This window comes from Thauera sp. SDU_THAU2, from assembly GCF_038260575.1.
Lineage (GTDB): Bacteria > Pseudomonadota > Gammaproteobacteria > Burkholderiales > Rhodocyclaceae > Thauera.
On the sequence record NZ_JBBWUN010000003.1, the window covers coordinates 3,104,601 to 3,128,937 of the forward strand.

Annotated in this window: 21 protein-coding genes, 1 tRNA gene and 2 pseudogenes; 9 read left to right on the top strand and 15 right to left on the bottom strand. The window is 66.8% G+C overall.

Annotated features, from left to right (window positions below; all coding sequences use genetic code 11):
- Positions 1 to 8: 8 nt before the first annotated feature.
- From AAFL97_RS16175 to AAFL97_RS16210, 8 genes and pseudogenes are all read right to left on the bottom strand, one after another.
- Positions 9 to 1,022, bottom strand: a complete 1,014-nt coding sequence (locus AAFL97_RS16175; protein ID WP_341645783.1) for a RodZ domain-containing protein — start codon at positions 1,020 to 1,022, stop codon at positions 9 to 11.
- Positions 1,019 to 1,825 carry a type IV pilus biogenesis/stability protein PilW gene (gene pilW, locus AAFL97_RS16180; protein WP_341645784.1) on the bottom strand — a complete coding sequence of 269 codons (807 nt, stop codon included), beginning with the start codon at positions 1,823 to 1,825 and terminating at the stop codon, positions 1,019 to 1,021. Before pilW ends, AAFL97_RS16175 begins: the two co-directional genes overlap by 4 nt.
- Positions 1,822 to 2,994 (bottom strand): 23S rRNA (adenine(2503)-C(2))-methyltransferase RlmN, encoded by a 1,173-nt coding sequence (gene rlmN, locus AAFL97_RS16185; RefSeq protein WP_341645785.1) that lies wholly within the window; start codon positions 2,992 to 2,994, stop codon positions 1,822 to 1,824. The genes pilW and rlmN overlap by 4 nt, the downstream gene beginning before the upstream one ends.
- Before the next feature lie 97 nt (positions 2,995 to 3,091).
- Entirely contained in the window at positions 3,092 to 3,517 is a 426-nt protein-coding gene (ndk, locus tag AAFL97_RS16190; protein WP_341645786.1) for a nucleoside-diphosphate kinase, read from the bottom strand.
- A gap of 139 nt (positions 3,518 to 3,656) precedes the next feature.
- Positions 3,657 to 4,310: a DedA family protein gene (locus tag AAFL97_RS16195; RefSeq protein ID WP_263462077.1), complete on the bottom strand. Its 654-nt coding sequence runs from the start codon at positions 4,308 to 4,310 to the stop codon at positions 3,657 to 3,659.
- 153 nt (positions 4,311 to 4,463) lie between these two features.
- On the bottom strand, positions 4,464 to 5,750 hold the full coding sequence (locus tag AAFL97_RS16200; protein WP_341645787.1) for a TRAP transporter large permease: 1,287 nt from the start codon (positions 5,748 to 5,750) through the stop codon (positions 4,464 to 4,466).
- A 12-nt stretch (positions 5,751 to 5,762) separates the two neighbouring features.
- A complete protein-coding gene (locus tag AAFL97_RS16205; RefSeq protein WP_341645788.1) occupies positions 5,763 to 6,458 on the bottom strand; it encodes a TRAP transporter small permease in 696 nt (231 codons plus the stop codon).
- Positions 6,459 to 6,534: 76 nt separating this feature from the next.
- Positions 6,535 to 7,540, bottom strand: a pseudogene (locus tag AAFL97_RS16210) (TRAP transporter substrate-binding protein).
- Between the two features lie 212 nt (positions 7,541 to 7,752).
- On the opposite strand from AAFL97_RS16210, the gene AAFL97_RS16215 reads away from it, so the two are divergent.
- The gene (locus tag AAFL97_RS16215; protein WP_341645789.1) at positions 7,753 to 9,729 is read left to right on the top strand and encodes a sensor histidine kinase; all 1,977 of its coding nucleotides are present in this window, start codon (positions 7,753 to 7,755) and stop codon (positions 9,727 to 9,729) included.
- Positions 9,726 to 10,331 carry a response regulator transcription factor gene (locus AAFL97_RS16220; RefSeq protein ID WP_341645790.1) on the top strand — a complete coding sequence of 202 codons (606 nt, stop codon included), beginning with the start codon at positions 9,726 to 9,728 and terminating at the stop codon, positions 10,329 to 10,331. Before AAFL97_RS16215 ends, AAFL97_RS16220 begins: the two co-directional genes overlap by 4 nt.
- Positions 10,332 to 10,350: 19 nt before the next feature.
- On the opposite strand, the gene tilS is transcribed toward AAFL97_RS16220, so the two are convergent.
- The 4 genes from tilS to AAFL97_RS16240 all read right to left on the bottom strand — a co-directional run bounded on the left by tilS (position 10,351) and on the right by AAFL97_RS16240 (position 13,893).
- Positions 10,351 to 11,646: a tRNA lysidine(34) synthetase TilS gene (gene tilS, locus AAFL97_RS16225; RefSeq protein WP_341645791.1), complete on the bottom strand. Its 1,296-nt coding sequence runs from the start codon at positions 11,644 to 11,646 to the stop codon at positions 10,351 to 10,353.
- Between the two features lie 31 nt (positions 11,647 to 11,677).
- Positions 11,678 to 12,643: an acetyl-CoA carboxylase carboxyltransferase subunit alpha gene (locus AAFL97_RS16230; RefSeq protein ID WP_341645792.1), complete on the bottom strand. Its 966-nt coding sequence runs from the start codon at positions 12,641 to 12,643 to the stop codon at positions 11,678 to 11,680.
- 166 nt (positions 12,644 to 12,809) lie between these two features.
- Positions 12,810 to 13,475, bottom strand: coding sequence for a Bax inhibitor-1/YccA family protein (locus AAFL97_RS16235; protein ID WP_341645793.1), 666 nt, complete (start codon positions 13,473 to 13,475; stop codon positions 12,810 to 12,812).
- Positions 13,476 to 13,545: 70 nt separating this feature from the next.
- Entirely contained in the window at positions 13,546 to 13,893 is a 348-nt protein-coding gene (locus AAFL97_RS16240) for an HPF/RaiA family ribosome-associated protein (protein WP_341645794.1), read from the bottom strand.
- Between the two features lie 146 nt (positions 13,894 to 14,039).
- On the opposite strand from AAFL97_RS16240, the pseudogene AAFL97_RS16245 reads away from it, so the two are divergent.
- Positions 14,040 to 14,935: pseudogene (locus tag AAFL97_RS16245) on the top strand (LysR family transcriptional regulator).
- Between the two features lie 162 nt (positions 14,936 to 15,097).
- On the opposite strand, the gene AAFL97_RS16250 reads toward AAFL97_RS16245, so the two are convergent.
- Positions 15,098 to 15,183 (bottom strand) — tRNA-Leu (locus tag AAFL97_RS16250).
- A 115-nt stretch (positions 15,184 to 15,298) separates the two neighbouring features.
- Here AAFL97_RS16250 and queA point away from each other — a divergent pair.
- The 5 genes from queA (at position 15,299) to secF (ending at position 20,837) form a co-directional block, all read left to right on the top strand.
- The gene (gene queA / locus AAFL97_RS16255; RefSeq protein WP_341645795.1) at positions 15,299 to 16,357 is read left to right on the top strand and encodes a tRNA preQ1(34) S-adenosylmethionine ribosyltransferase-isomerase QueA; all 1,059 of its coding nucleotides are present in this window, start codon (positions 15,299 to 15,301) and stop codon (positions 16,355 to 16,357) included.
- The gene (gene tgt, locus AAFL97_RS16260; RefSeq protein ID WP_341645796.1) at positions 16,347 to 17,459 is read left to right on the top strand and encodes a tRNA guanosine(34) transglycosylase Tgt; all 1,113 of its coding nucleotides are present in this window, start codon (positions 16,347 to 16,349) and stop codon (positions 17,457 to 17,459) included. Before queA ends, tgt begins: the two co-directional genes overlap by 11 nt.
- 104 nt (positions 17,460 to 17,563) lie before the next feature.
- Positions 17,564 to 17,887, top strand: coding sequence for a preprotein translocase subunit YajC (yajC, locus tag AAFL97_RS16265; protein WP_068636035.1), 324 nt, complete (start codon positions 17,564 to 17,566; stop codon positions 17,885 to 17,887).
- Between the two features lie 127 nt (positions 17,888 to 18,014).
- Positions 18,015 to 19,880: a protein translocase subunit SecD gene (gene secD / locus AAFL97_RS16270; protein WP_341645797.1), complete on the top strand. Its 1,866-nt coding sequence runs from the start codon at positions 18,015 to 18,017 to the stop codon at positions 19,878 to 19,880.
- 24 nt (positions 19,881 to 19,904) lie between these two features.
- The gene (secF, locus tag AAFL97_RS16275) at positions 19,905 to 20,837 is read left to right on the top strand and encodes a protein translocase subunit SecF (protein WP_341645798.1); all 933 of its coding nucleotides are present in this window, start codon (positions 19,905 to 19,907) and stop codon (positions 20,835 to 20,837) included.
- A gap of 226 nt (positions 20,838 to 21,063) precedes the next feature.
- Here secF and AAFL97_RS16280 read toward each other — a convergent pair whose 3' ends face one another.
- Both AAFL97_RS16280 and AAFL97_RS16285 read right to left on the bottom strand, forming a co-directional pair.
- Entirely contained in the window at positions 21,064 to 22,659 is a 1,596-nt protein-coding gene (locus AAFL97_RS16280) for a rhodanese-like domain-containing protein (protein WP_341645799.1), read from the bottom strand.
- Between the two features lie 72 nt (positions 22,660 to 22,731).
- Positions 22,732 to 23,322 (bottom strand): cysteine dioxygenase family protein, encoded by a 591-nt coding sequence (locus tag AAFL97_RS16285; protein ID WP_341645800.1) that lies wholly within the window; start codon positions 23,320 to 23,322, stop codon positions 22,732 to 22,734.
- Between the two features lie 127 nt (positions 23,323 to 23,449).
- On the opposite strand from AAFL97_RS16285, the gene AAFL97_RS16290 reads away from it, so the two are divergent.
- Positions 23,450 to 24,313 (top strand): LysR substrate-binding domain-containing protein, encoded by an 864-nt coding sequence (locus tag AAFL97_RS16290; RefSeq protein WP_341645801.1) that lies wholly within the window; start codon positions 23,450 to 23,452, stop codon positions 24,311 to 24,313.
- Positions 24,314 to 24,337: the final 24 nt, after the last annotated feature.

The following is a 24,337-nucleotide window of genomic DNA, read 5'->3' on the forward strand; positions in this document are numbered from 1 at the left end:
GACATCGTTTACTGGACGGTGAGGCGCGCCACCGAAACCTTGGTGTGGGCAGCCAGATCGACCGGCCTGCCATCGAATTCGAGGCTCACGTTGGCCGCATTGCCGACGACGAGCGCGAACGGCGGCCTGCCCTGGACGTTGCGCGTGGCACCGGCACGATTGATGCCCGAATAGACGACGCTTCCACCGGCATCGCGCACTTCGATCCAGGATTCGCCATTGAAGCGGAAAGCGAGCACCCCGTTGCCGGCCGAGGGCACGGGGGCAGGCTCGGCACCGGCCGAGCCCGCTTCGCTTGCGCTGGAATCGGTCTGGGCCACGCTCGCGTCCGCAGCACCTGCGGCTGGCGGAGCGGGCTCCGACGGTGCTGCATCGGCGGCCGGAGAGCCCGCCGGGACGGCGGTCGCCGGATCGCCGGCCGCCGGATCGCCAGTCGCCGGAACCTCGCTGGCCGCGGCCGGAGCCGGCTCGGCTGCCGTGGGCGGCGTGACGGCCGACGGTGCCATCGTTGCCGGCGGCAGCGCCGGCTCGACGCGGACGCCGCCCATCACCGGCGCTTCGAGCGTGGTCTCGGCGACCGAGGGCTCGGTCTGGAACCAGTCGAAGTACCAGCCGACCAGCACCATCAGCAGCAGCGCCAGCACGATCCAGCCGATCGGCGCCGTGCGCACTTTCGAGCCGCTGCCGTTCGGCATTTCCCCTTCGGCGTTGCGGATCGGCGTCAGATCGACCGCGCCGCCGCCGCTCAGGCGCCGCACCTCATCGAGCAGCGGCGCGGGATCGAGCCCGAGATAGCGCGCATAGTTGCGCATGAAGCCGCGAACGAAGGCCATGCCCGGCAGCGCGGCGAAGTCGTCCGACTCCAGCGCCGCCACCTGGCGCGGATTCAGCTTCAGCGCGAACGCGACCTCGCTCACCGACTCGCCGCGCCGCTCACGCGCCTGGCGCAGACGGCTGCCGGGAGAGATCGCGGCGGACTCGACCTCCGGCGTGGCGGAAGCCTGGGATTGAATGCTGCTCACTCGTACTTCCCTTGCGTCATCTTCTGGTATTCCTCGGACGAACCGAAGCGGCTCTCGAGCTGCGCGGCATAGCTGGCCTCGGCATCCCGGTTGCCCAGGCGGCGCTCCGTGCGCAGGCCGAGCCAGGCCGAGGCCGCGGTCGGGTTGCTCTGCCGATGCAGGCGGATCAGGAAGGCACTGGCCTGATCGTAGCGCCCGCCACGATAGGCGATGTCCGCCAGTTGGTACAGCGCCTGGTTGTTCGACGGCTCCGCCTGCACGGCGGCGAGGAACTGGGTTTCGGCCGCGGCAAGGTCGCCGAGCCGCAGGTGGCACAGCCCCGCATTGGTATAGGGGCGCGTCGCATGCCGGTAATAGGGATTGCGGGCCGCCTGGGCAAGCCGCTCCAGTCCGCGCGCCTCTTCGCCCTGGGTGCACAGGAACCAGCCGTAGCTGTTGTTGAACTCGGGATCGCCCGGTGCATGGCGCAGCGCCAGTTCGAAATTCTGCCGCGCCAGACCGTTCTCCTCGATCATCATGTAGGCCAGCCCGAGCAGATGGTAGGCAGGCGCATAGCCGGGGCTGTCGTTGAGCGCGATGCGCGCTTCGTCCAGCGCCACGTCGTTGCGCCCGATTTCGAAGTAGGCCATGCCGAGATCGACATGCACGCGGGCACGGGTTTCGGCCGGCGTCGAAGGCGAGATGTCGGACATCGGCCGGCTGACCGCCGGATCGCCCGTCCCCCGCGTTCCGGGCGCCGTGGCGCAGCCTGCCGCGAGCGCGGCCGCAAGCAGCATACCGGCCAGCGCAAGGTTTTGCTTCATGAACGTTCCTCCGTTGCCTGCTTCAGGCGCACCGTGCGCCGGGTCCGGTCCTGGACCTGGCCGGCAAGCTGGCCACAGGCCGCATCCACGTCGTCGCCGCGCGTCTTGCGCGTGGTGGTGACGATGCCGGCGTCGATCAGGATAGCGGCAAAGCGGCGGATGCGTTCCGCCGGCGAGCGCAGGAAGCCCGAATTCGGAAAGGGGTTGAACGGAATCAGGTTGAACTTGCACGGCGTGTCGCGCACCAGCGCGACGAGTTCGCGCGCATGGGCCTCGCTGTCGTTGACGCCGTCGAGCATCACGTACTCGAAGGTGACGAAGTCGCGCGGCGCCCGCTCCAGGTAGCGCCGGCAGGCAGCCATCAGCTCGCGCAAGGGGTATTTCTGGTTGATCGGCACCAGCTTGTCGCGCAAGGCATCGTTGGAGGCGTGCAGCGACACCGCCAGCGCCACCGGGCATTCGTCGCGCAGCCGGTCCATCGCCGGCACGATGCCCGAAGTCGATACCGTGACGCGGCGGCGCGACAGGCCGTAGGCGTGATCGTCGAGCATCAGGCGCAAGGCGGTGACGACGTTGTCGAAGTTGGCCAGCGGCTCGCCCATGCCCATCATCACCACGTTGCTGATGATGCGGCCGTTGTCCTTCTCGCCGGCTTCGAGGTCCTGCCCCCCGACCTGCCCCTCGTCCCGCGCCGCGCCGAGCAAGGTGTTGGCCAGCCACAGCTGGCCGATGATCTCGGCCGCCGACAGGTTGCGGTTGAAGCCCTGCTTGCCGGTCGAGCAGAACGCGCAGTCGAGCGCGCAGCCGGCCTGCGAGGACACGCACAGCGTGCCGCGGTGGGTTTCAGGGATGAACACGGTCTCGACCGCGTTGGCATTGCCGACGTCGAGCAGCCACTTGCGCGTGCCGTCGGCCGACACCGAGTCGCGCACCGGCACCGGCGGGGCGATCACCGCCGACTCCTTGAGCCTGGCGCGCAAGGCCTTGGCGACGTCGGTCATCGCGTCGAAGTCGGCGCAGCCTTCGCGATGCATCCAGCGCATCACCTGGCGGGCGCGGAACGGCTTCTCGCCCAGCCCGGCGAACCAGGCGACGAGACCGTCGACGTCGAAATCGAGCAGATTGACCGGCTTGGATATCGACCGGGATGGCGGCTGGGAAATGCTCATGCCTGAAACTTCAGTCCTGTAATGCAAACGGCCCGACCACGCCGCGCGCGGCGCCGGAGCACCGCGGCGTGCGCGACGGGCCGTGGGAACGGACCGCTCAGCGCGAGTAAACGTTCATTCCGGGGAAGAAGAAAGCCACTTCCACGGCAGCGGTTTCCGGCGCATCGGAGCCATGCACCGCGTTGGCGTCGATCGAGTCGGCGAAATCGGCGCGGATCGTGCCCTTGTCGGCCTTCTTCGGATCGGTGGCACCCATCAGCTCGCGGTTCTTGGCAATCGCGTTCTCGCCTTCGAGGCACTGGATCATCACCGGGCCGGAGGTCATGAAGGACACCAGATCCTTGAAGAACGGACGCTCCTTGTGCACGGCGTAGAACTGGCCGGCTTCCTGTTCGGACAGGTGCACCATCCTGGCAGCGATGATCTTCAGCCCGGCGGCTTCGAAGCGGGCATAGACCTGGCCGATGACGTTCTTCGCCACGGCGTCGGGCTTGATGATGGAAAGGGTGCGTTCGATTGCCATGAAAAGCTCCAAGCGGTGTTTGAAAAAAACAGGGAATTTTAGCAGGTTTCCAAGCCGGCTCGGAGACAAGGCTGAACACGGGACATCAGCCGCAGCCGCCGTACTGCCGGCGCGGAACGGCCGAGGCCCGGCTTCGGGCTCAGGCGCGCGCGCGCGCCGCCCCGGCGCGATGGCGCAGCCAGCCGATGAACAGCGGCATCAGCGACAGCGCGATGATGCCCAGGATCACCAGTGTCAGGTTGTTCTGGATCACCGGCAGGTTGCCGAACCAGTAGCCGAGCATCACCAGCGGGCCGACCCACAGCGCAGCGCCGAGCACGTTGAAGGCGACGAAGCGGCGGTAGTCCATCGGCGCCATGCCGGCGACGAAGGGGGCGAAAGTGCGGATCAGCGGCATGAAGCGGGCGATGATGATCGTCTTGCCGCCATGGCGCTCGTAGAAAGTGCGGGTGTACTCCAGCGCGCGGCGGTTGAAGAAGCGGCTGTCCGGCCATTGCGAGATGCGCCCGCCGAAATGCCTGCCGATCGAGTAATTGACCGAATCGCCCAGCACCGCGGCGACGAACAGCACGCCGATCAGGATCGCCGGATCCATGCCGCCGCCGGCGGCCAGCGCGCCGGCCACGAACAGCAGCGAATCGCCGGGCAGGAAGGGCGTGACGACGAGGCCGGTCTCGCAGAACACGATCAGGAACAGGATCGCGTAGATCCAGTTGCCGTATTCGGCCAGCAAGGCGGCAAGGTGGCGGTCGACGTGCAGCAGCAGGTCGACCAGCAGGGCAAGATATTCCATGAGGTTTCCGAGCGGGCGGGGCGCGCGAGATTCTACCCCGAGCGAGCGCGCCTGCATGTTGCAGGATGCACGATGAAACACTCGCGGCGGGCGGCAGAATGCACGAAGCCCGGCGACGGACCGGGCTTCGTGCTTCGCTTGCCGCTCAGGCGCTTACATCATTCCGAGCGCTTTCGGCAGGAAGGTGGAGATGCTCGGGATGTAGGTGATCATCATCAGGAAGATGAGCATGGTCCACAACCAGGGCATCACCGCCTTGCTCATCTCGGTCAGCCCCGCCTTGGTGATGCCGCTGGCCACGAACAGGTTCAGCCCCACCGGCGGCGTGATCATGCCGATCTCCATGTTCACCACGATCATCACCCCGAAGTGGATCGGATCGATCCCCAGCGCCACCGCCACCGGGAACAGGATCGGCGCCAGGATCAGGATGATCGAGGACGGCTCCATCAGCGCACCGGCCACCAGCAGCAGGATGTTGACCACGATCAGGAAGCCGATCGGCCCCATGCCGCTGGCCACGATCGCGTCGGCCATGCGCTGCGGGATCTGCTCGCTGGTCAGGATGAACGAGAACAGCACCGCGCTGGCGATGATGAACAGCAGCATCGCGCTCATGTTGGCCGAGTCCAGCAGCACCCGCGGGATCTGCTTGAACGTCAGGTCCTTGTACACGAACACCGCGATGAAGAACGCGTACACCGCGCTCATCGCCGCCGCCTCGGTCGGCGTGAACATTCCCGAGTAGATGCCACCCATCACCACCACGATCAGCATCAGCCCCCAGAAGGCCTTGCGAAAGTGCTTCATGCGGTCGGCCCAGCTCGTGCGCGCCAGCGTCGGGTAGTTGTTCTTCTGCGCCACGTACCAGGTGCACAGCCCCAGCATGAACGCCAGCAGCAGCCCCGGAATGACCCCCGCCATGAACAGCGCCCCCACCGAGGTGTTGGTCGTCACCGAGTACATCACCATGACGATCGAGGGCGGGATCAGAATCCCCAGCCCACCGGCCGAGGCCACCACCCCGGCGCCGAAGCGCAGCGGGTAGCCTTGCTTGATCATCGCCGGGATCAGGATCGAGCCGATCGCCACCACCGTCGCCGGGCTCGAACCCGACACCGCCGCGAACAGCGCGCAGGCCAGCACCGCACTCATCCCCAGCCCGCCGCGCAGGTGGCCCACCATCGCCGTGGCGAAGTTGATCATCCGCCGCGCCACCCCGCCGTGCGTCAGAAAGTTGCCCGCCAGGATGAAGAACGGGATCGCCATGATCTCGAACTTCTCGATGCCGGTGAACATCTTGAGCGCCACCGACTCGAGCGGCACATCGGTAAACAGGAACATGAAGCTCAGCACCGTCAGCCCGAGCGCCACCCCCACCGGCATGCCGATCGCCATCAGGACGACGAGCAGGCCGAAGATTGCAATCGTATTGGTCATGATCTCATCTCCTCACTTGCCCTGCCTGCGCCGCGCTTCTTCGGCCAGGCGCTCGGCGTGCTCGATGTCCTCGGCGATCGAGATCGCTTCGCCTTCGAGCAGCACGTTCTCGTCCTGCTCTTCGTCCAGCCCTTCGACGTGGCCGTGGTCGTGCGTCGGCAGCTCGCCCGTGCGCCCGAAGCTGATCAGCACCTGCACGAAGCGGTAGCACATCAGGAACGAGCCCAGCGGCACCGCCGAATACACCATCCACGTCGGCCAGTCCAGGTCCGGCGTCGTCGGCCCTTCGTAGTACTCGCCCACGTCGCCGCCCAGCAGCGTCAGCGTCTCGTAGGCCATGCCGTTCTCCCACACGAAGAACGCGCCGAACAGCCCGATCAGCCCGGTGAAGACGATGCCGCAGATCAGCCCGATGCTGATCAGCGCCGCGCGCGAGCTGCCCGTGAGCTTGTTGATCAGGATGTCCACGCCCACGTGAATGCCCGTGCGCACCCCGTAGGCCGCGCCGAACTTGGCCATCCACACGAACAGGATGATGCAGAATTCCTGCGCCCAGCCGAAGTTCATGTCCAGCAGCCAGTCCTGCAGGCCCGGAATCTCGTAGCCCGACAGGTAGCGGTGCACCACCGATACGAAGATCACCACCGTCGCCACCGCCATCAGCGAGGCGATGATGAACTCTTCCAGTCGATCCAGAAGCTTGTTCATGTCTTGTTCTCTCCCAAAGAAACGCCCGTCCGCACCAGGTGCATGACGGGCGTGCAGGGGCTCAGCTCATGTCCGATTACAGCTTGGACGGATCGAATCCGGTCGCTTCGTAGATCGACTTCAGCGTCGCGGCGCCGACGCGCGACTCCATCTTCTTGTGCACCGGAACGAAGGCCTTCTTGAACGCTGCCTTTTCCTCGTCGGTCGGCGTGTAGATCTCGGTCTTGCCCGAGGCGCGCACCGCTTCCAGCGACTTGTCGTTCTCTTCCTTGGCGATCTGGTTGGCATAGTCGGTGGCCTCGACCAGCGCCTTCTCCAACTGGCCGCGCACGTCGGCGGGCAGGCCGTCCCAGAACTTCTTGTTGGTGATCACCGCGTAGCCCAGGTAACCATGGTCGGTCAGCGTCATGTGCTTCTGCACTTCGTGCATCTTCTGGGTGTACAGGTTGGAGTGCGGGTTCTCGGTGCCATCGACGACGCCGGTCTGCAGCGCCTGGTAGGACCTCGGAGAAGGCCATCACCTGCGGCAGGGAACGCACTTCGCGCATCTGCTCTTCAAGCACCTTGGACGACTGGATGCGCATCTTCTTGCCGCGCAGGTCCTCGGGTTTGTGGATCGGGGTGTTGGCCGAGAAGGACTTGAAGCCGTTGTCCCAGTAGGCCAGGCCCCTGATGCCGCGCGGCTCCAGCTTGGCCAGCAGTTGCTCGCCCACCGGACCCTTGGTCACCTTGTTCAGGGCCTCGTAGCCATCGAAGATGTAGGGCAGGTCGAAGGCCTCGAATTCGCGCACGCCCAGCGGACCGAACTTGGCCAGCGAGGGGGCGAGCATCTGCACCGCGCCCAGCTGCAGCGCCTCCATCTCTTCCTTGTCCTTGTACAAGGTGCTGTTGGCGTACACCTCGACCTTGACCGCGCCATCGGTGTATTTCTCGGCCAGCTCCTTGAACCTGTCGGCAGCCTTGCCCTTGGGCGTGTCCTGCGCGACGACGTGGCTGAACTTGATGATGATCGGATCGGCAGCGACAGCAGCCGCCGACAGGCCTACAGCGACCAAACCCACCAGAAGTGCACGGATCTTCATGGATTTCTCCCCTCCGAATGAACGGCGTTCATATATTGATGTTTGCGTGCTCCGCCGGACGGCAGCGACCGGCGGAGCTGACTGCACCGATAAATTTTCTGCACAGCACCATCAGTATCCTTTGTAGCCGTCGATCGGTTCTATTGTGGAAATCCGCAGTCCCAGCCGGGTACCATCCGCACACACTCCTGTCGCGCCTGCACACCGACTTCATGCCTCCTGCCGACACTCCGCCCCTCCAGGTCGCGCCCGGACGCGCCCGCTGGGTGGGCCGGGTCTCCTACTTCGCCCTGCCGCTGTTCCTCGCGGCGATCGCCGCGCTCGTCTGGCTGACGCGCCAGTACGACGCCGACGAACAGCGATCCACGCTGATCAGCGATGTGCTGTGGATGGAGCAGAACCTTCGCTTCGAGCTCGACCGCAACGAAGCGGACCTCCAGCAGCTCGGCCCGGATCTGTTCGCCCCCCGGCTGCAGCAGCAGACCGAAGCCCGCCTGGCACACCTGCTGACCCAGGGGCGGGGGCTGGTGCGCATCCTCTGGCGCGCGCCCGACGGCACCCTGGCCGGCGCCATGCCGCCGCTGCCCGCCCCGGATACGGACGAGGCGGCCGACCTTTCCCTCGTCGATACGCCTTTCCAGCTCGCACGCAACATCGGCCGCCCCACTTACGGCCCGCCCTATCCGGGGAGCAACGGCAAGCATCGCTTCGAGGTACATATCCCGGTCTGGTCCGACAATGCGCTGAAAGGCATGGTGACCGGGATTTATTCGCTGAACGACATCGTCGTCCGCGATCTGCCCTGGTGGTTTTCGACACGCTACCGGGTCGCGGTGCTCGACAGCGACGGAAACGAGATCGCCGCCAAATCGAAGGTCGCACCGCTGTCGTCGCAGCTCGATTATCAGATTCCCCTGGAACCGCCCGGCCATGGCCTGAGCCTGCAGATCACCGCCTACAGGCCGGAGGCGCGCTGGATTCCGCTGCTGCTGACCGCCTCCATCGTGCTCCTCGGCGGCGCCATCGTCTGGAGCGTGACCCAGCTCCGCCGCCAGCTTGCCCGCCGCCAGCAGGCCGAGATCGCGCTACGGGCCGAATCGGCCTTCCGCAAGGCGATGGAAGATTCGATGCTGACCGGCATGCGCGCCCGCGACCTCGATGGCCGCCTGACCTATGTGAACTCCGCCTTCTGCCGCATCACCGGCTACAGCGCCGACGAACTGATCGGCCTCGAGCCCCCGCTGCCCTACTGGCTGCCGAACCACATCGAACAGCGCCAGGAGCTGCTCGACCGCCTCGAGGACACCGGCTCGACCCCGGACGGCATCGAGCTGCGCTTCCGCCGCAAGAATGGCGAGCTGGTCGACGTGCTGCTGTTCGAAGCACCGCTGATCGACGCCCGTGGCCGCCAGACCGGCTGGATGGGCTCGGTGCTCGACATCACCGAGCAGAAACGCGCCCGCGAACTGGCCCAGCAACAGGAAGAACGGCTGCAGGCCACGTCGAGGCTGGTGACGATGGGCGAAATGGCCTCGACCCTGGCGCATGAGCTCAACCAGCCCCTGACGGCCATCGCAAGTTATGCCGACGGCTGCCTGCATCACCTGCAGAGCACCGACACCGAGCGCAACGACCTGCTCGACATCCAGCGCAAGATCGGGCGCCAGGCCCGCCGCGCGGGCGAGATCATCCGCCGGGTGCACGACTTCGTGCGCCGCTCGGAGCCCCGGCTGGATCAGATCGATCTCAATGCCGTCGTCCGCGACGCTGCCGGCCTGATCGAAGCAGACGTCCGCAAACGGCGGATGCAGCTCGTCCTCGACCTGGCCCCCGGGCTTCCGCCCGTCAGGGCCGATGCCGTGATGATCGAGCAGATCGTCGTCAACCTGGTACGCAACGGCATGGACGCAATGCGCGACACGCCGCCCGCCGACAGAAAGATTCTCGTCGCCACCCGGCTCGAAGGCCAGGCCGTCGCCGTCCGGGTCACCGACCACGGCTGCGGCATTCCGGCCGATACCGCCGCCCGCCTGTTCGAACCCTTCTTCACCACCAAGCGCGAAGGCATGGGCATGGGGCTCAACATCTGCCGTTCCATCGCCGAACTCCACCACGGCCGCCTCGCTTTCGACGCGGCACCCGGCGGCGGTACCATCTTCACCCTGACGCTTCCCGTGGAAAACGCATGAATCCGCCCTGCGCGCACATCATCGACGACGACGACGCCATCCGCGACGCCCTCCAGTGGCTGTTCAAGACACGCGGCGTCGCCTGCCAGGTCTGGGAAGGCGGCGAACAATTCCTCGCCGCATGGCAGCCGGAGTGGCAGGGTTGCATCGTTCTCGACATCCGCATGGCGGGCATGAGCGGGCTCGAATGCTTCGACACCTTGCTGGCGCGCGGCTGCCGGCTGCCGGTGATCTTCATCACCGGCCATGGCGACGTGCCGATGGCGGTGGCGGCGCTGAAGAAAGGCGCTTTCCATTTCATCGAAAAGCCCTTCAACGACCACGACCTGGTCGAACTGGTGGAAAAGGCGCTCGCCCTCGATGCCGAACGCCAGCGCGCCGCGGCCGGCCGCGAAGCGATCGAAGCCCGGCTGGCGACGCTGACGCAGCGCGAACGCGAAGTCATGGAGCTGATCCTGGAAGGCAAGTACAACAAGGTCATCGCCGACGAGCTGTCGATCTCGATGCGCACCGTCGAAGCGCACCGCTCCCGCATCTTCGACAAGATGGCCGTTCGCTCGGCGGTGGAACTGGCGCAGATCCTGACCGACCTGCGCGGCTGAAGCTGCTGCGGGCCGGTCGTCACCGGCTTTCTCCCCCCGGCCTCCACTCCGGCACCAGACCGGCGCTGCCCGCCTCGCAGGCAAAGTCCGCGGCGACGCCGATGCCGCCGATCCAGGCCGCTTCGCCGCCGATCCACAGCACGGGCAGGCGTTCGCGCATCCAGGCCGGAATCCCCGCTTCCTGGCACAGCTTCCTGAAGCTGCGCCGCGGCCGCCCCACGCCCAGGCGCATTTTCAGGCCGGGCCGATACGCATCCAGCACGACCGGCGCCAGGCCGTCGATTGCGGCACGGGCGATGCCTGCGCCGACGGTGGGACGGAAATCGACGCTGCCCGCCCCCCACGGCAGGCGGGCGCCGCCTTGCCAGGGCTGCGGCCGCGGGCGTTCGGCGAGACTCGACTCCAGCCACAGTTCGCCCCGGTAGATGCAGCAGGCCAGATCGCCCAGTTCGAGGCGCAGTGGATGGGAAGCCGGCACCGCGCGCATCTGGCGCAGCGCCTCGCCCAGCCGTGCCTGGCCGGGTGCGCGGAAGCCCTGCCGCCGCGCCAGCCAGCGCAGCAGATTGGCGATGCGGGTATCGGGCAAGGCCAGCAGGCGCTCACTTTTCAGCGCTTGCCCGCCGCAGGCGGCATGATCCAGTTCGGCAAGCTGGTCGAGCAGATCGCCTGCCTCGCGGAAATGCCCTGCCGCCCGCGCCAGCGTCACGGCCGCCGCCGGAAAACGCTCACCGAGCGCCGGCAGCACGCGATGGCGCAGATGATTGCGGCGGTGGTCCAGCACCGCGTTGCTTTCGTCCTCGACCCAGCTCAGCCCGTGGTTTCGCGCCCAGGCTTCGATCCCGGCACGGCGGCAGTCGAGCAGCGGCCGCAAGCGCCCCGGCCGGCCGGCCTGCGGCGGTTCGAACGCCGCCATCGCCGCCGCGCCGCGCACGCCGCTGCCCCGCAGCAGCCGGAACAGCAGGGTTTCGGCCTGATCGTCGAGGTGATGGCCGAGCGCCAGCCAGTCGCAATCGACGCCATCGAGCGCCGCATGGCGCACGCGCCGGGCAGCGGCTTCGAGCCCGGCGGCATCGTCGCGCGGCACGGTCACGCGGAACAGGGAGAAGGGAATCTGCAACCGGGCGCAGCGCCGCCCGCAAGCCTCGGCCCACGCATCCGCGTTCGGGCTGAGGCCATGATGAACGTGGGCCGCCCTGAGCGAAAACCCCAGGCGCGGCGCCAGGGCATGCAGCACATGCAGCAGCACGACCGAATCGACGCCGCCCGACAGCGCACAGCACAGGCGCGCACCCGGGCCGACTCCCGCTGCCTTCAAGCTGCGGGAAGCGGCCTCCGGCAACATGGCTTCAGGCCGCCTGTTCCTTGAAGCGGCCGTAGCTCATCAGCTTCTCGTAGCGTTGCGCCACGAGTTCGGAGGGCGACAGATGCTCCAGCTGGCGCAGCGACTCGGCCAGCGCCAGCTTCAGCGACGCCGCCATCGTGCGATGATCGCGGTGGGCACCGCCGATCGGTTCATTGACGACCTTGTCGACCAGGCCGAGCGACTTCAGCCTCGCCGCGGTGATGCCCATGGTCTCGGCCGCCTCGGCCGCCTTGTCGGCACTCTTCCACAGGATCGACGCGCAGCCTTCGGGCGAGATCACCGAATAAGTGGAATATTGCAGCATCAGCACCTGGTCGCCGACCGCGATCGCCAGCGCGCCGCCGGAACCGCCTTCGCCGATGATGGTGGCGATGATGGGCACGCGCAGTTCGGCCATCAGGTAGAGGCTGTGGCCGATGGCTTCGGACTGGCCGCGCTCCTCGGCACCGATGCCGGGATAGGCGCCCGGCGTGTCGACGAAGGTGAACACCGGCAGGCCGAACTTCTCGGCCAGCTTCATCAGCCGCATTGCCTTGCGATAGCCCTCGGGCCGCGGCATGCCGAAGTTGCGCGCGATCTTTTCCTTGGTGTCACGGCCCTTCTGGTGGCCGATGACGACACAGCTCTCGCCGTTGAAACGCGCCAGGCCGCCGACGATGGCCTTGTCGTCGGCAAAGGCGCGGTCGCCGTGCAGTTCCTCGAAGTCGGTGAAGATGTGCTGGGCGTAGTCGAGCGTGTAGGGCCGCTGCGGGTGGCGCGCGACCTGGGCGATCTGCCACGGTGTCAGCTTGGCGTAGATGTCCTTGGTCAGCGACTGGCTCTTGGCTTCGAGGCGGGCGATCTCCTCGGAGATGTCCACGGCGGGGTCGTCCGCCACGAAACGCAACTGGTCGATCTTCGCTTCCAGTTCGGCAACCGCCTGTTCGAAATCCAGAAAAGTGGTCTTCATCCAACCGTTCCCACTGAGAAATGTGCGCCATTGTAACGCCACACGGGCCGCCCCGGACCCATCGCATTCGGACAAACATGCCCGGAAAACCTGCTACACGGCCATAAACAAGCGGGGTGGCCGCCTTTCGGCAACCACCCCGCACACGATTGCGGCGAACCGCCGATCAGTCGTTGTTCATGAAGCCCAGCAGGTGCAGCAGGCTGGTGAAGAGGTTGAAGATCGACACGAACAGCGTCACCGTCGCCATCACGTAGTTGGTCTCGCCGCCATGGATGATGTTGCTGGTCTCGTACAGGATCAGGCCCGACATCAGCAGCACGAAGGCGGCGGACACGGTCAGCGACAGCGCCGGAATCTCGAAGAAGATCGCGCCCAGGCCGGCCAGGAAGGCCACCAGGATGCCGACCATCAGGAAGCCGCCCATGAAGGAGAAATCCTTCCTGGTCGTCACCGCGTAGGCCGACAGGCCGAGGAAGATCGCCGCGGTACCGGCCATCGCCTGCATCACGATGGTGTCGCCGTTGGGCAGCGACATGTAGGCCGAGATGATCGGGCCGAGCGTGAAGCCCATGAAGCCCGTCAGCGCGAACACGAACAGGATGCCCAGGCCGCTGTTGCGGAACTTCGTCGTCAGGAACAGCAGGCCGAAATAGCCGACCAGGGTGATGATCAGCCCCGGGTGCGGCAGCCCCATCGCCATCGACAGCCCGGCCGTCAGTGCGGAGAAGGCCAGCGTCAGCGACAGCAGCATGTAGGTGTTGCGGATGACCTTGTTGGTCGACAGCACCGATGCTTCGGAGCGAGTCGTCGTCGAAAGGCGGTTTTCCATGGTCTTGCTTCCTCCGGTCAGGGGGTTTTGTTTTGGGGTATCGAATTGCCCCGGCGCCAGCACTCTGACGTCAGGCCGGCTGCACCTGCATCGAGCCGATGCGAGCCCGGTTCGGGCGCTGGACACGGCGCACGCGCTGGGCAAGCACGCGGGCGACACGTTCGGCAGCCTGGTCCACCGCAGCGCGGACGTCGATCTGGGTGATCGCGAAAACCACGTCGGGCAGGTTGCGCAGGCGCAGTTGTACCACGCAACGCTTGTCCTGGCCGCCGCGCGGGCCGTTGACGTCGGCCACTTTCACGCGCGCCCACTGGATGTGGTCACGAAAACGTCCGATTGCGAAGCCCATCCGGCGGGTCACGTAATCACGCAGGACGGGCGCGGCTTCGACGCCCTCACAATGCAGATCGATTCGCATCTCGAGTCTCCTTTATTGGTAGTTGCGCATCACCGCCAGGCTGGACGCCTGCCGGATACTAAACCTCAGACGCTTCGATAGAATCTCGGTTCAACAGAATATGCATCCGATTTTTTCGAAGTATCAATCCTAGCCGGGAGCGGGCCATGATCAACTACAAGCAGCTGCATCATTTCTGGACCGTCGCCCGAGCAGGTGGGATCGTGCGCGGCGCAGAACGTTCCGGACTCGCACCACAAACCTTGTCGGGCCAGATCGCCACGCTCGAAGCCGAACTCGGCGTCAGCCTGTTCAAACGCCAGGGGCGCGGGCTGGCGCTGACCGATACCGGGCGCGTCGCCCTCGATTATGCCGAAGAAATTTTCCGCCTCGGTGACGAACTGGAAGAAGCGATCCGCAGCCGCGCCAGCGGTCGCGCCGTCCTTTTCGCGTCGGCGTCGCCGACGTGGTGCCGAAGACGATCGCCTGGCTGCTGCTGGCGCCGTCGATGACGCTGGCCGAGCCGATGCGCATCGTCTGCCGCGAAGGCAAGTTCGATGCCCTGCTCGGAGAGCTGGCGATCCACAAGCTCGACGTCGTGCTCGCCGACGGCCCGATGCCGCCGAACATGGACGTGCGCGGCTACAGCCACAAGCTGAGCGAATCGACCATCGGCTTCTTCGCCGCGCCCAGCCTGGCTGCAGCCCTGAGCAACGACTTTCCGCACAACCTGAACGGCGCACCGCTGCTGCTGCCGGGCAGCGAAGCCGCAGTGCGCGGCCCGCTGCTGCGCTGGCTCGACGCCGCCGGGCTGAAGCCGCACATCGTCGGCGAATTCGACGACAGCGCGCTGATGCGCGCCTTCGCCGAAGCCGGTGCCGGCATCTTCCCCAGCGCCCTGGCGGTCGGCGAACAGCTCTGCCGCCAGGATGCGATGGTGCACCTCGGCACTGCGGAAGACGTCGTCGAAACCTATTACGCGATCTCGGTGGAGCGCAGGCTGACCCACCCCGCGGTACGTGCGATCAGCGCCGCGGCGAACGAGCGCCGGCAGCCGGATTGAGCCGGAGCCGAAAGCGGTCACCCGCAGCACGGACGGACGCCGTGGGAGAAAAACGCGGATTTGCCATCGCCCCCGGCGATGCGCCAGAATCCCGCCCTTGCGTGGCGCAGCGATGCGCAAGTGCGCAGGGGAAAACCCGGAAAGAGTGCGCAGACAGTGCGCTGGTGCCGGGAGTGGGACTCGAACCCACACACCTTGCGGCGGCGGATTTTGAATCCGCTGCGTCTCACCGATTCCGCCATCCCGGCTGGGAAGCCGCGCATTATCCACGAATACCGCTCGCCGCGGCAAGCAGGACACCCAGGGCATGCCGACGGGCCGTGCCTGCTTCCATCCACCCAACTCCATTCTTCACCTGATTACATGCAGCTCACGCTGAACGATTTCGACTATCCCCTGCCGCCGGAGCTGATCGCCCAGGCGCCGCTCGCCGAACGCAGTGCAAGCCGCCTGCTGGTCGTGCCGGCAGACGGGGACGGCGCCCTGCTCGACCGCCACTTTGCCGATCTGCCCGAACTGATCGGCCCGAACGACCTGCTGGTGTTCAACGACACCCGCGTGATCCACGCCCGCCTGCACGGCGTCAAGGCCAGCGGCGGCCAGGTCGAAGTGCTGATCGAGCGTGCCGTCGGCCCGCACGAAGCGCTCGCCCAGGTGCGCGCGAGCAAGTCGCCCAGGACCGGCAGCATGCTGCGCCTGGCCGATGCCTTCGAGGTCGAGGTGCTCGGCCGCGCCGGCGAGTTCTACCACCTGCGCTTTCCGGCCGGCGAAGACCTGTTCGCGCTGCTGGAGCGCCACGGCAAGCTGCCGCTGCCGCCCTACATCCAGCGCGCCGCCGGCGACGACGACGAAAGCCGCTACCAGACCGTGTTCGCGCGCGAGCCCGGCTCGGTCGCCGCGCCGACTGCCGGCCTGCATTTCGACGAGGCCACCCTCGCCCGCCTCGCGGCAAAAGGCGCGCGCTGCGCCTGGCTGACGCTGCACGTCGGCGCCGGCACCTTCCAGCCGGTGCGGGTCGACGACCTCGGTGAACATCGCATGCACCGCGAGCGCTACGTGATCCCGCAGCAGACGGTCGATGCCATCGCGACCACCCGCGCCGCCGGCGGCCGCGTCATCGCCGTCGGCACCACCAGCATGCGGGCGCTGGAAGCCGCCGCCCAGGACGGCCCGCTCGCCGCCGGCAGCGGCGAGACCGAGATCTTCATCCTGCCCGGCTTCCGCTTCCAGGTCGTCGATGCGCTGGTCACCAACTTCCACCTGCCCAGATCCACGCTGCTGATGCTCGTCTCCGCCTTCGCCGGCATGGACGAGATCCGCCGCGCCTACGCCCACGCCATCGCCCAGCGCTACCGCTTCTTCAGCTACGGCGACGCGATGTTCCTCACCCGCAACGAAAACGCCGAACACGATGCAGTTTGAACTCCTCACCACCGACGGCGGCGCCCGCCGCGGCCGCCTGACGCTGAACCACGGCACGGTCGAGACGCCGGTCTTCATGCCGGTCGGCACCTATGGCACGGTCAAGGCGATGACACCGGACATGCTCGCCGGCATCGGCGCGCAGATCTGCCTGGGCAACACCTTCCACCTGTGGCTGCGCCCGGGGCTGGACATCATCCGCGCCCACGAAGGCCTGCACCGCTTCATGGCCTGGGACAAGCCCATCCTCACCGACTCGGGCGGCTTCCAGGTCTTCAGCCTGGGCGCGCTGCGCAAGATCAGCGAGGAAGGGGTCAAGTTCGCCAGCCCGATCGACGGCGCCCGGCTGTTCCTGACGCCCGAGATCTCGATGCAGATCCAGGCCGTGCTGAACTCGGACATCGTCATGATCTTCGACGAATGCACACCCTACCCCGCCAGCCGCGACGAAGCGGCAAAGTCGATGCGGCTGTCGCAGCGCTGGGCGCGCCGCTCGCGCGACGAGTTTGACCGCCTGGAGAACGCCAACGCCCTGTTCGGCATCGTCCAGGGCGGCATGTACGAGGACCTGCGCGACGAATCGCTCGGCGCGCTGGAAGAGATCGGCTTCCACGGCTTCGCCATCGGCGGGCTGTCGGTCGGCGAACCCAAGGAAGACATGGCGCGCATCCTCGCCCACACCGCGCCGCGCCTGCCGCAGCACAAGCCGCGCTACCTGATGGGCGTCGGCACACCCGAGGACATCGTCGAAGGCGTGGCCGCCGGCATCGACATGTTCGACTGCGTGATGCCGACCCGCAACGCGCGCAACGGCTGGCTGTTCACCCGCTACGGCGACATCAAGATCAAGAACGCGGTGCACAAGGCCGACACCCGCCCGCTCGATCCGTCCTGCGACTGCTATACCTGCCGCAACTTCAGCCGCGCCTATCTGCACCACCTGCACCGTACCGGCGAGATCCTCGGCAGCATGCTCAACACCGTGCACAACCTGCGCTACTACCAGACCCTGACGGCCGAACTGCGCGAAGCCATCGCCGGCCAGGCTTTCGAAGCCTACGTGCGCCGCTTCCGCGAGGAGCGCGCGACCGGCGCACATTGACCTCATCATTGAACCCGAACTGCCGCGCAACGTCTCACCCGGCCGGAGCACTCGCCGGCAACTGCTATAATCGAGCGCTTTTTCGCTAACCCGGAGTAACCAACGTGCTGATTTCCAATGCCTATGCCCAAGCTGCGGGCAGCGACCCGACCGGCGGCCTGATGGGCCTGCTGCCCCTGATCCTGATGTTCGTGGTGCTGTGGTTCCTGATGATCCGCCCGCAGATGAAGCGCGCGAAGGAACACAAGGCCATGGTCGAAGCCCTGGCCAAGGGCGACGAAGTCATCACCGGCGGCGGCATCGCCGGCCGCGTGACCGAAGTCGGCGACAGCTTCGTGCAGGTCGAAGTGGCTGCCAACACCGTGATCGCGGTGCAGAAGCAGGCCGTCGCCTCCGTGCTGCCCAAGGGCACGCTGAAGTCCCTTTGATCCCATCTGCCGTGGAGCCGGGCAATCTCCCCTGGAGATCGCCCGGCTTTGCGCAATCCCGGCTGCCCTGCCCGCCGCTGCCCCAGGCAGCGATCGTGGCCCGGCACCATACTGTCTGCCGCCGACGATGAATCGCTACCCCCTCTGGAAGAACCTCATGATCGGCCTCGTGCTGCTGTGGGGTCTGATCTACACCTTGCCCAACTTCTACGGCGAGGTCCCCGCGGTCCAGGTGTCCAGTGCCAAGGCCACGCTCAAGCTCGACCCTGCCTCCGCCTCCGATCGCGTCGCCAATGCGCTGAAGGACGCCGGCATCGAACACGGCGGCATCTTCTCCGACGCCGGCAGCGTGCGTGCCCGCTTCGCCAGCACCGACATCCAGCTGCGCGCCAAGGACGTCATCGAGCGCGCCTTCAACCCGGATGCCGAAGACCCTTCCTACGTCGTCGCACTCAACCTGCTGCCGGCCTCGCCCGCCTGGCTGACCGCGATCCACGCGCTGCCGATGTACCTCGGCCTCGACCTGCGCGGCGGCGTGCATTTCCTGCTCGAAGTGGACATGCCGGGCGCGCTGACCAAGCGCCTCGACTCCACCACCGGCGACCTGCGCACGCTGATGCGCGACAAGAACGTCCGCCACGCCGGCATCGCCCGCGAAGGCAACACCGTCGTCATCCGCTTCCGCGACGCGGCCCAGCGCGACGCCGGCCGCCGCGCCATCCAGGACAGCACCAACGACCTGCAGTTGAGCGACCGCGACGCCGCTGCCGACGACCTCCGCCTGGTCGCCACGCTGACGCCGCAGGCCCAGCAGACGATGCGCGACTTCGCCATCAAGCAGAACATCACCACGCTGCACAACCGCATCAACGAACTCGGCGTCGCCGAGCCGGTGATCCAGCAACAGGGCGCCGATCGCATCGTCGTGCAGTTGCCGGGGGTGCAGGACGTGGCCAAGGCCAAGGACATCCTCGGCCGCACCGCGACGCTGGAAGTGCGCATGGTGGATGACACCCCCGGCGCACTCGAAGCCGCGCTGGGCGGCAGCATCCCCTTCGGCACCGAGCTGTATTCCGAGCGCGGCGGCGGCCCGCTGCTGGTCAGGAAGCAGGTCGTGCTGACCGGCGACCGCCTCACCGACGCCCAGCCCGGCTTCGACGGCCAGACCAACGAGCCCGCGGTGCACCTGACCCTGGACGCTGCCGGCGCCCGCATCTTCCGCGACGTCACGCGCGAGAGCATCGGCAAGCGCATGGCCATCCTGCTGATCGAGAAAGGCAAGGGCGAGGTCGTCACCGCGCCGGTGATCCGCACCGAGATCGGCGGCGGCCGCGTGCAGATCTCCGGCCGCATGACCACCACCGAAGCCAACGACGTCGCCCTGCTGCTGCGCGCCGGCTCGCTCGCCGCGCCGATGGAGATCATCGAGGAGCGCACCGTCGGCCCCAGCCTCGGCGCCGACAACATCTCCAAGGGCTTCCACTCGACGCTGTGGGGCTTCATCGCCATCGCCGCGTTCATGTGCCTGTACTACGCACTGTTCGGCGTCGTATCAACGATCGCGCTGGCCGCCAACCTGCTGCTGCTGGTGGCGCTGCTGTCGCTGCTGCAGGCCACGCTGACGCTGCCCGGCATCGCCGCGATGGCGCTGACGCTGGGCATGGCGATCGACGCCAACGTGCTGATCAACGAACGCATCCGCGAGGAACTGCGCAACGGCTCGAGCCCGCAGGCCGCGATCGCCGCCGGCTATGACCGCGCCTGGGGCACCATTCTCGACTCCAACGTCACCAGCCTGATCGCCGGCATCGCGCTGCTGGTGTTCGGCTCCGGCCCGGTGCGCGGCTTCGCGGTGGTGCACTGCCTCGGCATCCTGACCTCGATGTTCAGCGCCATCCTGGTGTCGCGCATGCTGATCAACTTCATCTACGGCCGCCGGCGCAAGATCGACAGCCTGTCCATCGGCCAGGTCTGGAAGCCGGACAGCAACTGAGCGCGGAACAAGGAAAACGCAACCATGGAATTCTTCCGCATCAAGAAAGACATCCCGTTCATGCGCCACTCGCTGGTGTTCAACGCGATCTCCTTCATCACCTTCCTGCTCGCGGTGTTCTTCATCGCCACCCGCGGCCTGCACCTGTCGGTGGAGTTCACCGGCGGCACGCTGGTCGAAGTCGCCTATACCGAAGCCCAGGAACTGGAACCGATCCGCAGCGCGCTCGCGGCCGATGGCCACTCCGACATCCTGGTGCAGCACTTCGGCAGCGCCCGCGACGTCATGATCCGCCTGCCCAACCGCGACGACATCGACAGCAACGGCGTTGCCGACCGCGTCATGGCCACGCTGCACAAGATGGATGCCCCGGCACCGGAACTGCGCCGCGTCGAGTTCGTCGGCCCGCAGGTGGGCAAGGAACTCGCCAGCGACGGCGCGATGGCGCTGCTGCTGGTGATCATCGGCATCATCCTCTATCTGGCGCTGCGTTTCGAATGGCGCCTGGGCGTCGCCACCATCATCGCCAACCTGCACGACGTCATCATCATCCTGGGCTTCTTCGCCTTCTTCCAGTGGGAGTTCTCGCTGGCGGTGCTGGCAGCGACGCTGGCGGTGCTGGGCTACTCGGTGAATGAATCGGTGGTGATCTTCGACCGCGTACGCGAAACCTTCCGCAAGAAACGCGGCTACACCACCGAGCAGGTGGTCGACCACGCCATCACCAGCACCATCTCGCGCACCATCATCACCCACGGCAGCACGCAGATGATGGTGCTGTCGATGCTGATCTTCGGCGGCGAGACGCTGTTCTACTTCGCCCTCGCACTGACTATCGGCATCTGCTTCGGCATCTACTCCTCGGTGCTCGTCGCCAGCCCGCTGGCGATCTGGCTCGGCATGAAGCGCGAGCAGTTCGTGAAGGTGAAGAAGGAAAAGGAAGAAGCCGTGGTCTGATACGGCCCGGCCACGCCGAAGAAAAGGCGCCCCACGCGGGCGCCTTTTCATCGCCGGGCCGCCCCAAGATGAAAAGCGCCCCCTTGGGGGGCAGCGACCGCACGCAGTGGGGGAGCGTGGGGGTTATTTTTCATTTCATCGGGATTCCGGCACCGGACTGCGCCGAATCCCGGCATGGCAGGCTCGTCACCGCGGCGAAACGCCCGGATATGGCGCAGCCCTCCAATCAGGCGTTATGCGAAGCAGCAGGGTCGGCAGGCAGACGGAAAGACGCCAGCTCCTGCGCGTCGAGCTGGCCGACCAGCCCCGTCTCCCAGGCCAGGTAGCGCCGCGCGGCTTCCTTGTTGCCGTCGTGCCGATCATGCACGAAGAAAAGATGGTCGATGCATTCCGTGTCGCCGGGAAGGTCGGGCGTGGCCACCTCGGCCAAGCCCGCTGCACGCCAGGCGGCCATGCCGCCTTCCAGCAACAGCGCCGGCTGCGCCAACTGGCATTCCGACACTGCCCAGGCCGCCAGTGCGGGCTCGTCGGCGACCAGCACGACCTGGCGCCCTTCTCCGGCGAGATCGGCCGCCAGCCGGGGCCGGATGGACCAGCGGGCACCGTCGATGTGTCCAGCCCGGTAAGCCATGCCGGGGCGGAGGTCCACGACGGCGATTTCGCCACCTTCCAGACGTTCCGCCAGGGCCTGCACGGAGATGCTTCCCAGCATGGGCGGCACAGGCGCGGCAGGGGTTTGCAACGACAGGCCGCTGGACAGGCCGCCCTCGAGCACGCAGGCGTCGTGCCCCATCTGGCGCAGCCAGCCGGCGACCGTGGGCGCCCGCACGCCGTCGTCGTCGAACAGCACCAGCCGGGCACCGCGCACACCGACGTACTGATCGAAAGCCTGCATCAACTGGCCGCCCGGGGTGTGCTGCGCACCGGGCAGGCTGCCGCGGGCGAATTCCTCCGGCGTGCGCACGTCGCACAGAAACAGCGTCCGGTCCGTGTCCGCAGCCCAGGCCCGCACGGTCGAGGCGTTCACGCTCGGCACCTCGAAGCGCGCGGCCAGCCGGTGCGCCGCATCGCGCAGGGCCGGACTGCCGGAATCGTCGGGGTAACGCCGGCTGCCGCCGTGCTCCAGCGTCTGGTCGGCGAGGAACCAGCCCTGGGTGCCGTTCTCCAGCGCATAGACGGGATTGGGAATGCCGAGGTTGATCAGCGTTTGTGCGCCGATGATCGAGCGGGTACGGCCGGCGCAGTTGATCACGATTGGCGTACTGTCGTCGGGCATGATGGATCGCACCCGATAGGCCAGTTCGCCGTTGGGGCAGCAGATGGCCGTCGGGATGTTCATCTTGCAGAACTCCGAGACGGGGCGGCCGTCCAGCACCACCACCGGCGAAGGGCCGGCGATCATTGCCGCCAGTTGCTGCGCCGTCACCCGGGGGGTGTGATAGACCTTCTCGGCCAGTTCGCCGAATGTCTTGGAAGGCAGGTTGACGCCGGCGAACAGCACATGGCCGGCAGCCAACCAGGCGCGAGTGCCGCCATCCAGCACGCAGACGCGGCGATAACCCAGCGCCGCCAGCCGTGCCGCTGCGCTCGAGGCGACGCCGTGGCCTTCCTCGCCACCGTCGTCATACACCACGACCCGCACATCCAGCCGCGGCACCAGGCGCCGGACTTCCAGCTCCAGCCGGCTGTAGGGCAGCGGCGTGGCGTGGAAAAGATGGGCCTCGCCGTACAGGCCGTGCTCCCGGACGTCGAGCACGGCGATCTCGCCGCCGTCGTGCAGCCAGGTCTTGAGCAGGGAGGGGCTTATGCATTCGATGGTCATGAAGGGCGGGGTCGGAAGTGCTCGGCAGGGTTGCCGTCGGTGCGCAAAGGAGGAAGATTCGGCGTAGGCCAATCAGCGGCGGGTCTGCACGCCGATGCCCATGGTCTGGCAAGTCCCCTGCTCCAGGTCGTAGGCGGTGCGTTGATCCAGGGTCTCCAGCGCGCGGCCGTACATGTGCAGGTGGCGGATGATCTGTTCGCCCTCGATCTGCACCGAATGGATGTCGTCGGGCATCAAGGCAACGCCATGGCCGGGCTCCACCAGGATGCGCTCCGTCTCGCGCAGCCTGCCCACGCCCGGTACGGAGCCGTCGTCGATACGCTCGTAAAGACGATTGACCTCGGTGCCCTCGACCGCCGCGATACAGGCCCAGGTCGTGTGGTTGTGCGGCACGATCTTCTTGCCCGGGCGCATCACGTTCAAGTAGAGCGCATAGCTCTGGTCCGGATCCTCGGCGATCAGATAGCGGGCCTGGTGTTCGCCGGCCTCGGGCGGGGGAAAGTCGGCGGCCTGCCACAGCTCGGCCCTGGCGGCGATCGCCTCCAGCGAAGCCAGCACGGTGGCGAGGGCCGCGCGCGTGGTCCCGGCATCGCCGATGGCATGTTTCATCCGGGCAATGGCCTCACCGACGGCCTGCTGGCGTTGCTCACTTACAGTATTCACAGCAATCTCCTTGTCTCCGGCACCGATGCGGGGATGGGATGATCGGCACGCCTCAGCGCCACTCTAATGGCAGCGCCATGTCGAAACAACGCCATTCCGGAGCAAAAAACATCAGTATCATTAATGAATGAGCACACTCGACCTCGAGCAACTGCGTACCCTGGCGGCAATCGTCAAGCACGAGAGTTTCGCCGCGGCGGCGGTGCAGCTGGGCAGGACACAATCGGCCGTCACGCAGCAGATGCAGCGGCTGGAGGCACACATCGGCCATCCGCTGTTCGAGAAGCGCGGGCGCCAGAAGCGGCTGACCGAACACGGCGAAAGGTTGCTGGCCTATGCCCGCCACATGCTGGCGATCAACGACGAAGCATTACGCCAGCTGCAGCAGGGACGACTGGAAGGCACGCTTCGCATCGGCGCGCCGCACGACGTCGCCGACACCATGCTGCCCAGCCTGCTGTCGGAGGTGGTTCGCAGCTCGCCGATGCTGCAACTGGACATCCACGTCGGCCGCAGCCCCTTCCTGATGGACTCGCTGAAGCGTGGTGAGATCGACATGGCGATCTCCAACCGCCCCGACGCCGAGCTCGAAGGCGTGGTGCTGCGTACTTCGCCCACGGTATGGCTATGCGGTGCGGGCTATGTGCACGATCCGTCCCGGCCCATCCCGATGATCATGGCCGACGGCCCGAGCATCTTCCGCCGCCTGGCGCAGGAAGCGCTCGACAACGCCGGCCTGTCCTGGACCACCCGCTACACCTCCAGCAGCCTGATCGGCATCCGCGCCGCGCTGCGTGCCGGCCTCGGCGTAACGGCACGGGGCGTGGAACAACTGGACAGCGGCCTGCGCGTGCTGGGTCCGGCGGAGGGGCTGCCTCCGCTGCCGGACCTCGTCTATCGCCTCTATGTGCGCCGCCACGTGGTCAATCCGCTGACGCGCCAGGTCTTCGAGCAGATCAGGACGCGGCTGCATTGGGCCGGCGAGCCCTGATGCCGCACTCGCCGTCGCTCGACG